Origin of the sequence: Longimicrobium sp. (genome assembly GCF_035474595.1) — a bacterium.
Taxonomy (GTDB): Bacteria; Gemmatimonadota; Gemmatimonadetes; order Longimicrobiales; family Longimicrobiaceae; genus Longimicrobium.
Genome location: NZ_DATIND010000068.1, coordinates 1 through 12,600 on the forward strand (window position 1 = coordinate 1; position 12,600 = coordinate 12,600).

At 75.2% G+C, this 12,600-nt stretch carries 6 protein-coding genes; all 6 read right to left on the minus strand.

Features of this window, described 5'->3' with window-relative positions:
- Nucleotides 1-4,737: non-ribosomal peptide synthetase (locus VLK66_RS12020; RefSeq protein WP_325309663.1), on the minus strand; the 4,737-nt coding region annotated here is incomplete at its 3' end.
- Between the two features lie 145 nt (nt 4,738-4,882).
- Nucleotides 4,883-6,169, minus strand: coding sequence for a M20/M25/M40 family metallo-hydrolase (locus VLK66_RS12025; protein ID WP_325309664.1), 1,287 nt, complete (start codon nt 6,167-6,169; stop codon nt 4,883-4,885).
- A 181-nt stretch (nt 6,170-6,350) separates the two neighbouring features.
- A complete protein-coding gene (locus VLK66_RS12030; protein ID WP_325309665.1) occupies nt 6,351-8,132 on the minus strand; it encodes an ABC transporter ATP-binding protein in 1,782 nt (593 codons plus the stop codon).
- A complete protein-coding gene (locus tag VLK66_RS12035; protein ID WP_325309666.1) occupies nt 8,125-9,987 on the minus strand; it encodes an ABC transporter ATP-binding protein in 1,863 nt (620 codons plus the stop codon). Before VLK66_RS12035 ends, VLK66_RS12030 begins: the two co-directional genes overlap by 8 nt.
- A 321-nt stretch (nt 9,988-10,308) precedes the next feature.
- Nucleotides 10,309-11,346 (minus strand): guanitoxin biosynthesis L-enduracididine beta-hydroxylase GntD, encoded by a 1,038-nt coding sequence (gene gntD, locus VLK66_RS12040; protein WP_325309667.1) that lies wholly within the window; start codon nt 11,344-11,346, stop codon nt 10,309-10,311.
- A 112-nt stretch (nt 11,347-11,458) separates the two neighbouring features.
- Entirely contained in the window at nt 11,459-12,589 is a 1,131-nt protein-coding gene (vioD, locus tag VLK66_RS12045) for a capreomycidine synthase (protein ID WP_325309668.1), read from the minus strand.
- Nucleotides 12,590-12,600: the final 11 nt, after the last annotated feature.

Genomic DNA, 12,600 nt, shown 5'->3' on the forward strand with positions numbered 1-12,600 from the left:
CACCCCCAGCGCCCGCAGCCGGTGCGCCAGCCGGTTCGCGCGCTCGTTCACCTCCCCGTACGCCAGCGTCGCTCCCTCGAAGCTCAGCGCGGGCGCCTCCGGCCGCTCCGCCGCGCGCCGCTCGAAGCGCCGCTCCAGCCGCTCCGCCACGGGGAACGACGCGGCCGCCCGCCCCGACGCCACGACCTGGGCCCGCTCCGCACCGCTCATCAGCGCCAGGCCGGAGATGCGCGTGTCCGGATCCGCGGCGACCTGCTCCAGCACCCGCGCCAGCCGCCCGGCCATTGCCCGGATGGTGCCGGGCTCGAACAGGTCGGTGCTGTAGACCAGCTCGCCGCGCAGCCCGCGCGCGTCCGCCTGCACGATCAGCGAGAGGTCGAACTTGGCCGTGCCGGTGTCCGCGTCCACGGGCACGACGCGCAGGCCCGGGAGGTCTCCGCCCGAGCGCTCGCCGTTCTCCAGCGTGAGCGTCACCTGGAACAGGGGCGAATGGCTCAGCGACCGGTCCGGCCGGAGCTCCGCCACCAGCCGCTCGAAGGGAACGTCCTGGTGCTCGTAGGCGCCGAGCGTGGCCTCGCGCACCCGCCGCAGCACCTCGCGGAAGGCGGGGTCGCCGCCCAGGCCGGTGCGCAGCGGCAGCATGTTGGCGAAGAAGCCGATCAGCCCCTCCACCTCGGTGCGGGTCCGCCCCGCGATCGGGCTTCCCACCACCACGTCGTCGGTATCGGCATACCTGGAGAGCAGCACCTGGAAGGCGCCCAGGAGCACCATGAACGGCGTAGCCCCCTCGCTCCGCCCCACCGCCCGCAGCCGCTCCACCAGCTCGCCGGGGCAGCCGAACCGCTCCCGCGCGCCCCGGAGCGACTGCACGGCCGGCCGGGGACGATCCGCCGGCAGCTCCAGCACCTCCGGGGCGCCCGCGAGGTGCGCCTTCCACCAGGCGAGACGCCGCTCCAGCACCGCTCCCCGGAGCTGCTCGCGCTGCCACAGGGCGTAGTCGGTGTACTGCACCGCCGGCTCGGGGAGAGGCGGCTCCTTCCCTTCCCGGAAGGCCCCGTAGAGCGCCGACAGCTCGCGGAAGAGCACGCCGATGCTCCACTCGTCGGTCACCACGTGGTGCATGCAGAGGAGGAGGACGTGCGTCCGCGCGTCCAGCCGGAGCAGCGCCGCCCGGAACACGGGGCCAGAGCGGAGGTCGAAGGGCCGCACCGCCTCGTCCGCGACGCGGCGGGCGAGCGCCTCCTCCCGCTCCGCCTCGCCGAGCCCCGAAAGATCCTCCACCGCGACCACGAATCCCCTCGGCGGCGCCACGGACTGCGCCACCGCCCCGTCCACCTCCACCAGGGTGGTGCGCAGCGCCTCGTGCCGCCGCACGACCTCACTCAGCGCGCGCGCCAGCGCCGGCACATCCAGCGGCCCCTCCAGGCGGCGGAAGACGGGAACGTTGTAGGCGGCGCTCTCGGGGTCCAGCCGGTGGATGAACCAGAGCCGCTCCTGCGCCGGCGAGAGCGGCACCGCCCCCGCGCGCACGGCCGGCGACAGCGGCGCGGGCGCGGGGAGCCCCGCCCGGCGCAGCGCCTCCACCCGCGCCGCCATTTCCGCCACGGTGGGATGCTCGAAGACCGCGCGCACCGGTAGCTCGACCGCGAAGAGCTCGCGCACGCGGGAGAGCACGCTCATCACCAGCAGCGAGTGGCCGCCCAGCTCGAAGAAGCTCTCTTCCACCCCCACCCGCTCCAGACCCAGCACCTCGGCCCAGATCCCCGCCAGGACCTCTTCCACCGGGGTGCGCGGCACCACCGAGCGCCCTTCGGCCGAGCCGTACTCGGGCGCGGGGAGCGCCCTGCGGTCCAGCTTCCCGTTGGGGGTCAGCGGGATCCGGCCGAGCGAGACGAACGCGGCGGGAACCATGTACTCGGGAAGGGTGCGCCGCAGGTGCGGCCGCAGCGCCTCGGCGCCGGCTTCACCAGCGACGTACGCCACCAGGCGCCGCTCTCCGGATGAGTCCTCGCGCGCGACCACGGCGCACTCCCGCACGCCGGGGTGGCGGCGCAGCACCGCCTCGACCTCGCCCGGCTCGATCCGGAAGCCGCGGATCTTCACCTGGCCGTCCAGGCGGCCCAGGAACTCCAGCACCCCCGCCGCGCGCCACCGCACGCGGTCGCCCGTCCGGTACATGCGCGCGCCCGGCTCGACGGCGAAGGGGTCGGGAAGGAAGCGTTCGGCCGTGGCGGCGGGGTGGCCCAGGTAGCCGCGCGCCACCCCGGACCCGCCGGCGTAGAGCTCTCCCGGCACCCCTTCGGGAACGGGCCGCAGCGCCCCGTCCAGGACGTAGACGCGCGTGCCGGAGATGGGCGTCCCGATGGGGAGCGGCTCTCCGTTCCACGAGCCGGAGACGGTGTAGCAGCAGGTGAAGGTGGTGTTCTCGGTGGGCCCGTACCCGTTGATCAGGCGCAGCTCCGGAAAGCGCTTCCGCGCCTTCTCCACCTGCGCCACGGGAACCACGTCGCCCCCGGCCAGCAGCTGCCGCACCCCGCCCAGCGCCTCGAGCTGCTCCTCGACCATCGCCCGGAAGAGGCCGGCCGTCAGCCACAGCGTGGTGACCCCGTGCCGCTGCAGCGTACGCCCCAGCTCCTCGAGCGAGGGCGTGGCCGCGGGGGCCAGCACCAGGCGGCCACCGTTCAGGAGCGCCCCCCAGATCTCCAGCGTGGACGCATCGAAGGAGAGGGGCGCGGCGTGGAGGACGACCTCGCCGGGCCCGAGCGCGGCGTAGCTCGCGCCGCGGACCAGCCGCGCCACCCCGCGGTGCTCCACCCCGACTCCCTTGGGGGTGCCGGTGCTGCCGGAAGTGTACGTCAGGTACGCCAGCCCGCGCGGCTCCACCCGCACCGGCACCGGCTCCGTGCTCTCCCCGGCGGCCTGCGCCCACAGGGGATCGGCGATCAGGGTGACGAGCCCTTCCGCGGGAACCCGCCCGGCCAGGTGCCGGTGGCAGAGGAGGTGCGAGACCCCCGCGTCGTCCACCACGAAGCGCAGCCGGTCCGGCGGGCTCTCGGGATCGAGCGGGACGTAGGCGCCCCCCGCCCGGGTGATCGCCGCCAGGGCGATGACCAGCTCCAGCGAGCGCTCCATGCACACGCCCACCCGCGTCTCCGGCCCCACGCCCCGCTTGCGGAGCACGTGCGCCAGCTGATTGGAGCGATGGTCCAGCTCGCCGTAGGTGAGCGCCTCGTCCTGGAAGACGGCCGCGGCCGCGCCGGGATCCCGCGCCGCCTGGGCCTGGAAGAGCGAGGGGATGGTCGCGCCCCCGGCGCCCGGTGCCGCCGGCGGGTTCAACGCTTCGACGAGGTGCAGCCGCTCGGCGGGAGAAAGCATCTCGATGCGGCCCAGCGGCTGCGCGGGATCGTCGGCGAAGGCCCGCAGGATGCGGGTGAAGTGCTCGCCCATCCGCCGGATCGCCCTGCCGCCGAAGCGGGCCGGGTCGTACAGCACCTCCAGGGCGATGCGCGGACCGCCGTACGCGACCACGGTGAGCGGGTTGGCCACCCACTGGAGGAGGTCGAACGAACGGCGCGGCCACTCGCCGCCCAGGCGGTGCAGCCCCTCCTGCGCGCTCTCGGTTTCGAACGAGAGCGCCGTCTGGAAGAGCGGGGCCCCGCCGCCGCCGCGCCACTCCTGGATGCGGGCCAGGTGCGTCCGCTCGTGCGGGCGGATCCGCACCCAGCGCGCGCGCACGCGCTTCAGGAAGCCCGCCACCGTGTCCGCGTCGTCGACCCGGACCCGCACCGGGACCGTGTTGCTGAGCAGCCCCACCACGCCCTCGGCACCGGCGAAGCCGCCCCCGCGGCACATCCGCGTGGCCCCGAACACCACATCGGCGTCGCCGGTGTAGCGGCCGAGCAGCAGCGCCCAGGCACCCTGCAGCACGGTGTTCAGGGTGACGGCCCGCGACCGCGCGAGGTGCCGCAGCGCGTCGCTCAGCTCCCCGGGGAGCTCCAGCGTGTGCCGCTCCCGCCGCCCCGGCTCGCCGCCGTCGCCTTCCACCACGACCTCGTTGGGCGCGTGGAAGCCGCGAAGCTCTTCCTCCCAGAACGCCCGCGAGTCCGCCGCCTCCGCCTCCGCCAGCCAGCGGACGTACTCGCCGAACGATCTCCGCTCCGTTTCCGCGGGCTCCCGCCCGCCCACGCACGCCTCGTATTCCTCGAACACCTCCCGCAGCAGGATCCGGCGCGCGTGGCCGTCGAGGAGCGCGTGGTGCGAGGTCCACACCAGCCGGTACTCCTCGTCCGCCAGCCGGAAGAGCGCGAGCCGCGCCAGGGGTGCGTCGTCCGTGCGGAAGGGGGTGGCGCGGTCCTCCCGCAGGAAGACGCCGAGGGCGTCTTCCCGCGCCGCCGCCGGCAGGTCGCGCCAGTCGTGCTGGTGCCAGGGGAGCTCCACGCCCGCGCGCACCCGCTGGAGCGGCTCGGGCGCGGCGTCCAGGTGAAAGGAGGTCCGCAGCACCGGATGGCGCGCGAACAGGTGCTGCCACGCGCGCCGGAACTCCGGAACCCGGAGCGGCTCACGCAGCGTGCAGACGTACTGCTGGACGTAGAAGCCCGGCTCGCGCTGGCCGTGGAGGAGCATGGCGGCCTGCATCGGCGTGAGCGGATACGCATCCACCTCCGCCTCGGCGCGGGGCTCCACGCTCTTCACCTCCGCCGGAAGGCGGATGGCCCGGTCCAGGGACAGGTCGCTCATCGGCTCGTTCGTCCGTTTCGCTCGGTGGTTGTCGGACCGCTGCGATGGCGGCGGACACCCTGCGGTGTCCGCCGTCCGCGGCGGTGGAGGTTCGTTCGCCCCGGCCCGGCGGCGGGCGGGGATGCATCCGGGAAGCGGCGCCGTTTCAGATCGACCGCTGCAGCGCCGGCAGAGCCGCGGCGGCTCCGGCGTCGGGAACGGGGGCCGCGCGCACCCCCTGGACCGGGATCCCCCGCGTGGCCGCCAGCTCGCTCTGGACGGCGCGGATCAGCCCGGGATAGGCGTGGAAGGCCTCGCGCGCCGGGTCCAGCTCCAGCCGCTCGCGGTTGGTGTGCGCCAGCGCCTCGCACCCCGGCGCGAAGCCGATGGTGGGGATGCCGTGCGTGCCGCAGCTGTGACCGCCGTCGGTGCCGAACTTCCACGGCCGGACCCGCGGGGCGCGCCCCGTGGCCTCGCGCAGCGCGGCGGCCGCGGCGCGCACCACCGGGTGCTCGTCGGGGACCAGGAAGCCGGGGGTGAAGTTGCTGTTCTCTTCCGCCCACCCCGTCCACCCGCGGAAGGTGGCGCGGCCGGGGAGGACCTCCACGCGCACGCCCGCCGCCACCGGCACCCGCGCCGCCAGCCGCGCGCGGATCTCCTCCACCGCCGCCGCCTCGTTCCACCCCGGGAGCACCCGCAGGTCCAGCGTGATCCGCACGCGGTCGGGGATGACGTTGCCGCTCTTCGGCCAGCACTCCACCACCGTGGGGGTGAGCGTGGCGCGCCCCAGCACGGGGTCGCCGGGCTGCGCCTCGGACAGGTCGCGCAGCGCCAGCAGGACGTGCGGGAGGAGGTCGTTGGGGTTGCGGCCGCGCTCGGGGGCGCTGGCGTGCGCGGCCACGCCGTGGATCTCCACCGCCAGCTCGGCGTGGCCGCGGTGGCCGGTGCACAGGTCGCCGCCGGTGGCCTCGGCCAGGATCACCGCGCCCGGGTGCACGCCGGCGTTCTCCAGCAGGTGCATCATCCCCCATCCGCCCTTTTCCTCGTAGACGGAGAAGGCCATCAGCAGGTCGCCCGCGGGCCGCCGGCGCACGAAGGCGGCGGCGGCGTACAGCTGGATGGCGAGCGGCCCCTTCAGGTCCATCGCCCCGCGCCCGTGCAGGCACCCGCCGGCCACGATCCCGGCGTACGGGTCGTATTCCCAGGCGTCCGCGTCGCCCACGTCGACCACGTCCATGTGCGAGGAGAGCATCACCGCGGGCGCGTCGCCCGCCCCCGCGATGCGGGCGACGACGTTCCCCGCGCGGTCGGTGCGCGCCTCGTCGAACCCCAGCGCCTCCAGCTCCTCCACGATCCGCCCTGCCACCGCCCCCTCCTCGCCGGGGAGCGAGGGGATGCGGATCAGCTCCGCGGCGAACTGGATCGCGCGCTCGAAACAAACGTCACGTCCCATTTGTCCTGCCCCGTGGTGCGGGTGAATGGACGGTCGTGGGTCCGGACCGGGGTGGGAAGGGCGATGAGCTCGCGGCAACGACTGCCCGAAGTCCGCCTCCGCGGACTCGCGCCCTCACCATCCGGGTGATGCACCGGCAAAGCTCGGCCGCCGTCTGGCGCGTGGACGGCGCTCCCCCGGATCAGGCGTACGAGCGCGCCTGCAGGGTGTACAGCTCGGCGTACAGCCCGTCGCGCATCAGCAGCTCGTCGTGGCCGCCCAGCTCCGTCACCCCCCCGCCGTCGATCACCAGGATCAGGTCGGCGGAGCGGACGGTGGAGAAGCGGTGCGACACCAGCACGGTGACGGCGCCGCGCGCCGCGCCGGAGCGGGCCTCGCGGGCGTAGCGCTCGAAGAGCGCGTGCTCGGCCAGGGCGTCGAGGCTGGCGGTGGGCTCGTCGAAGAAGACCACGAGCGGATCACGGCGCATCAGGGCGCGGCCCAGCGCCAGCTTCTGCCACTGCCCGGTGGAGAGGTCGACCCCGCCCTCCCAGCGCGCGCCGAGCTGGGCGCCGAGCCCCGCCGGGAGCGCGCCCAGGACGCCGCCGGCGCCGGCTCGCTCCAGCGCGGCGCCGGCGGCGTCGCGGTCGTCCACCCGCGACAGGTCGCCCACGCCCACCGTGTGCTGCGCCGTGAGCTCGAAGCGCGCGAAGTCCTGGAACGCCGCCGAGAGCCGGCTCCGCCACGCGCCGGCCTCGATGTCGGCGAGGTCGACGCCGTCCACCAGGATGCGCCCCTCGGTGGGCTCGTACATGCGGCAGAGGAGCTTCACCAGCGTGGTCTTCCCCGCCCCGTTTTCGCCCACCAGCGCGATCACGCAGCCGGCGGGGATCCGGAACGAGACGTCGCGCAGCGCCCAGCGCTCCGTTCCCGGGTAGCGGAAGGAGACGTTCTCGAAGACGATGCCGTCGGCCAGCCGCCCGGGGGCGGGGCGGGTGCCGGGCGCGGCACGGGCCGCGTCGCGGGCGTAGTCCTGCAGCCAGAGCATGCGGCGCCCGGCGCGCAGCGTTTCTCCCAGCCCCGCGACCAGCCGGATCGGCTGCGCGATGCTGGCGCGCACCTGCTGGGCCAGGTACACGGCCATCACCACCTCGCCCGCCGTGGCGCGCCCCAGGCTGGCCCGCCACAGCATCAGCGCCACGGCGCCGGTGAACCCGGCCACGAACACCAGGTCGCCCGCGCCGTTCAGCAGGGCGGCCCGGCCGGCGACGGCCTGCGCCGGCCGCCTGGCCTCGGTCCACGCCGCCCCGAAGCGGGCCAGCACCTCGCGCTGCAGCCCGAACACGCGCAGCTCCATCCCGGCGTTGCGATCCACCGTCAGGGCCTGCAGGTGGCGGGCGCGGCGCGCGGGAGCGGCGGAGCGCGCCTCGGCCCGTGCCAGCCAGCGCTGGGTCAGGGTGGCGATGGGGAGCGCCGGGAGCGCGAAGGGCACCAGCAGCAGCAGCCACGGATGCACCAGCGCCAGCCCCACCAGCGTGCCGAGCGCGCCCACCGCCACGTTGGCGGTGTAGATCAGCGCGTTCAGCGAGCCGCCCAAGAGCCCCTGCTGCTGCCGCAGCAGCTCCAGCCGGTCCTGGTAGTCGGGGCGCTCGTGGTGCTCCAGCCCCGGGAGCTCCGACACCAGGAGGGCGATCTCGCGGTCCAGCGCGAAGCCCACCTCCTCGATGAGCCGGTTGCGGATCCACGCGCCCGTCCACTCTCCCGCGAAGGCCAGCACGCGCGTGGCCGCGATCCCGGCCGCGCCCGCGGCCACGCCCCGCGCGTCGTGCCGCAGCGCGCCGTCGGCCATCATCCCCAGGAACCAGCCGAACAGCGGGTAGCGCAGGAACCCCACGGGTTCCAGCAGCAGTCCCGCGGAGCGCCGGCGGTCCGCGCGCCAGGCGGTGCGCACCAGCAGCAGGAGGGCGCGCCAGCTCTCACGCATCGGCCGCCTCCCGAACCGCGGGCGCGTCCGCGACGAAGCGCTCGGCCTGCAGCGCGTACATCCGCGCGTACCGCCCTCCGGCGCGCACCAGCGCGTCGTGCGTGCCGTCTTCCGCCACCCGGCCCCCGTCGATCACCACGATGCGGTCGGCGTGCCTCACGCTGGAGAGTCGGTGGGAGACGAGGATGGTGGTCACGCCGCGGGTCAGCGCCAGGAAGCGCTCGAACAGCTCGGTCTCGGAGCGCACGTCGAGCGCGGCGGTGGGCTCGTCCAGGATGAGCAGGCCCGCGCCGCCGCGGACGGCCGCCAGCGCGCGCGCCAGCGCCACGCGCTGCCACTGCCCGCCCGAAAGGTCGGCGCCCCCCTCGAGCTCGCGCGACAGCGGGGTGTCCCATCCCGCCGGCAGGCTCGCCGGCAGCGCGCCGCCGCCCGCGTCGCGCAGCGCCCCCTCCAGCGCGGCGGCGTCGGCCATGAGCGGCAGGTGGCCGAAGCCCACGTTCTCGCGCAGCGGGAGCGGATAGCGCACGAAGTCCTGGAAGATGACGCCGATGCGCCCGCGCGCCTGCAGCGGCGTGGCGGCGCCGTCCAGGGTGATGCGCCCGCCGTCGGGCTCGTACAGCCCGCACAGCAGCTTGATCAGGGTGCTCTTCCCCGCCCCGTTCTCGCCCACGATGGCGAGCGACTGGCCCGCCGGGATCTCGAGGCTCAGCCCGTCCAGCGCCGGCGTCTGGCGGCCGCGGTAGGTGAAGCGGACGCCGTCCAGCCGCACGGCCACCCGGCCTCGCGGGGCGCTCGCCCGCGAAACGTCCGCTGCCGCCGCGACCGCTGCCGCCGGAGACGCCGCGGGGAGCCGCGGACGCGCGGGCTCCGCGTCGAGCGAAGAGCCGGGGGGGACGCGGTCGCCCAGGCGGACGACGCGTGCCGCCACGGCCAGCGACTGCGCCAGGAACCACTGCCAGTCGTCCAGCATCCCCAGGTCGCTGGTGGCCAGTACGGCCTGCACCAGCACGAGGAGCGCGGCTGCATCCACCTCGCCCCGCACCGCCGCGGCGCCGAGCATCCCCAGCACGAGCGCGTGGGAGGCCAGCAGCGACGCGGTGGCGGCGGCGGTGAGCCCGCGGCTGGCGCGCCGGCTGCGCCAGACCACGCCGAGCGCCTCCCGCCAGGCGTCGCCGTAGCGGCCCACCACCCATCCCCCCAGGCCGAACACGCGCAGCTCCTTGGCCGCGGGCGGCTCCAGCGCCAGGGCGCGCAGGTACTCCGCGCGGCGGATCCGGGTGGCGCCGTCGCTCAGCTGCACGCTGATGCCGTTGGCCGTGGCCCGCAGGAAGAGCAGGTTCGTCAGCTGCCAGGCGGCCGCGAGCAGCAGCGGCGCCCACCAGCTCCAGGCGAAGAGCAGCACCAGCGCGCCGCAGCCGCGCAGCCGCGTGGTGGCCACGCTGGAGAGCGCGGTCACCGTCCGCCGCAGCACGCCGCGGCGCTCGGCGTCCTGCACGGCCTGCAGCTCGTCGGCGAAGGCGGGGTCCTCGAGCGGAGCCAGCCCCGGCGGCCCCAGCGCCGCGCGGGCCACCGCCCGCTGCACCTCGAGCGCGAACGCGTCGTCGAGCACGCGGGCCAGCCAGGACAGGGTGTTGCCGGCGAGCGCCAGCGCCGCCAGCACGGAGGCCAGCCCCGCCATCGCCAGCAGCGCGGGCTGCGCCTGCGGCGAGCGCGGGCCGGCGCCCACGGCGCCGGGAAGGGCATCCACCAGCGCGCCGGTGAGCACGATCACCCCCGTGGGGAGCAGCCCCACCACCACGACCAGCGCCGCGAAGGCCGCCACGCGCCCCCGCCCCGCCGCCCCGAGCAGGCGCATTAGCGCGCGCCATCGGGCGAGGACGCGGGCGTCCGTCCGGGACCGGCTGGGTGGTGAATCGACGATCGGCATCGCCCGTCTCCGTAGGTCGGTACGTTCCAACGTCCGTGGTCATCCGGCGGCCCGGCATCGCGACGGCCCTGCAGCGTCTTCCCGTCCGCGAAAGGCTCGAACGGGTGGCCGGCGGCCCCGCGAGGCGATCGCCATCTCCCCCTGTCTTCCGCTCCCGCATGCCTGGCCGGGTCCCGACCGGGGCCGCTCCCCGCGTCGCCACCCCGGCGCTCGTACGGCCGCGTCAGGGCGAGCATCGCACTCCCGCCGTCAGTAGAGCACGCGGGAGGTGGCGGAGACGCGGGCCTCGCGCGACTTGCGCAGGTCGCGCACGATGTTGATGCGCTTCAGCCAGCGGTCGCGCCCGTCGTAGCGGGCCTTGAACGGCTTGCGGCCGTGCACCGCCTGGAAGTTGTCGATGAAGCAGATGTCTCCCGGCTCCAGCACGCGGTCCTCCAGCGCCGCGTCGACCCCGTGCATCAGCTCCGCGAAGGCCTGGCGCGCCACGGGGTCATCGGGCGGGTCCATGAAGTACGGGTCCATGCGCACGTACGGGGCGCCCGGGTCGCCGAACAGCACGGGGATGCGCTCGGGCGAGGCGCACATCCGCTCGATCTTGCGGTACGCCTTCTCCACCAGCGCCTGCTCGGCCGGGGGCCGGCCGTTCCCGTTGCCCCCGTTCCTGGGCAGGTGCGAGTTGTCGGGGCGGATGACGAAGTGCGGGCTGGAGAGCACCGCCAGCTGGTCCGGCGTGAGCTTCACCTTGGAGATGGGGGCGAAGGTGGTGGGCACGCGGTCGGGGTTGCGCAGGCACATCATCCCCAGATAGTCGCCGCGGTAGGGATGGAAGGCGTCTTCCACATGCCAGGTGATGAGCTCCTCGCTCCCGGTGCCCACCTGCTCGTGCTCGTGCCCCCGGATGGGGAGAAGGTCGTGCACCACCCGCCCGTCCTGCTGCGTGCTCCAGGCGATCGGCGCCCCCAGGAGCGAGCCCAGCAGGAGGAGGAGCATGTCCTCGTGCCGCGTGTCGTTCTCCGGCCCGTGCTCCTTCCAGTGGGCGGGCGTGGGCCCGATCCGCGCCTCGTCCACCGGCCACCCGCTCACCACCAGCATGGCGCCGGCGGGCTCGTAGAGCCGGAACTCGCGCACGGCCCGGCACACCCGCCGCGGCAGGTCGTGGGCGATGAGGTCCGCCTCGTTCAGGAAGCCCTCGTCCTCGGCGCTCGCGTGGCGGCCGGCCAGGTCGTCCAGCAGCGCGCGCGCCGCCTGCACTTCCTCCGCGGTCAGATCGACCCTCGAGATGTCCATTCCGCCTCCAGACGGAGAGGGTTTTGGCAGCGTCTTCCGCTGCTGCTCGCAACGTTTTCGAATCACTCCGGCAACGACCGCGTGAAGCCTCGCCAACCACGCGAGGCCGGTGTCAGACCAGGGCGGGCGCCGCGGCGGCGCGCAGCGCCTCGGCCAGGCGGCCCAGCCCTTCCTCCAGCGCGCCGGCGGACCCGCCGAAGCCCAGGCGCGCGTGCCCCGGCCAGCCGAAGCAGGTGCCCGGCACCAGCATGACCCGCTGCTCGCGGGCCAGCGCGTGGCAGAACGCCTCCACGTCGGGCACCTCGTGCAGGCGAGGGAAGCCGCACACGCCGCCCGCCGGAAGGGTCCAGGTGATGGCGCCGCCCTGCTCGTCCATCCACCGCTGCACCGTCCGCCGGTTGCGGCGGGCGACGGCGCGCTTCTGCTCCAGGATGCGGTCGGCGCCGTCGATCACCCGCTCGGCGATGAGCTCCACCAGCGGCGACAGGTGCAGCGTGGTGTAGTCGCGCACGCGGGTCATCCGCTCCAGCACCTCCGGCGCGGCCAGGCACCATCCCACCCGCAGCCCGGGAAGCCCGTAGGCCTTGGAAAGGGTGCCGAGCGAGACCGCCCGCTCGTAGCGGCCCGACGGATCGGGAAGCGGCGGCGCGTCGTAGGTGAGCTCGGCGAAGGCGCCGTCCCACAGCAGCCAGGCACCCGCGCGCGCGGCCACGGCCAGGAGCGCGTCCTGCTCGCCGGGGGTGAGGGTGGCGCCGGTGGGGTTGTGCGGGAAGTTCACCACGATCATGCGGGTGCGCGGCGAGACCACGTCTTCCAGCTCGTCCAGGTCGGGGCGCCAGCCGTTCCCGGGGCGCAGCGTCCACGGCACCAGGCGGCAGCCGATGGCCCGCACCACGTCGCCCAGCCCGGGGTAGACGGGGTCGAGCACCACCACCTCGTCGCCGGGGCGGAGGAGGGCGTTCAGCAGGAGGAAGATGGCCTCGGTGGAGCCGTGGGTGACCATCACCCGGTCCACCTCGCCGCCGGCCCAGCGGCGGGCGGCGGCGCGGCGCACGCCGGGGCCGCCCAGCGTCTGGCTGTCGTGGAAGACCACGGCGTCCATCTCCTCCACGCCGATGCCGAGCAGCGCCCGCACCTCGGCGAGCGAGTAGTCCGACACCCCGCTGCTGCCGATGTCGGCGTCGACGGCGAAGTAGTAGAGCCGCATCCACTCTTCCAGGAGCGCCGGCGGAAAGGTCTGCATGGGTCGCTGCG

Excerpts from the sequence above, each read along its gene's own strand:
- VLK66_RS12025 (WP_325309664.1), bottom strand. The coding sequence starts at position 6,169 with ATGGGACGTGACGTTTGTTTCGAGCGCGCGATCCAGTTCGCCGCGGAG.
- VLK66_RS12030 (WP_325309665.1), bottom strand. The coding sequence starts at position 8,132 with ATGCGTGAGAGCTGGCGCGCCCTCCTGCTGCTGGTGCGCACCGCCTGG.
- VLK66_RS12035 (WP_325309666.1), bottom strand. The coding sequence starts at position 9,987 with ATGCGCCTGCTCGGGGCGGCGGGGCGGGGGCGCGTGGCGGCCTTCGCG.
- gntD (WP_325309667.1), bottom strand. The coding sequence starts at position 11,346 with ATGGACATCTCGAGGGTCGATCTGACCGCGGAGGAAGTGCAGGCGGCG.
- vioD (WP_325309668.1), bottom strand. The coding sequence starts at position 12,589 with ATGCAGACCTTTCCGCCGGCGCTCCTGGAAGAGTGGATGCGGCTCTAC.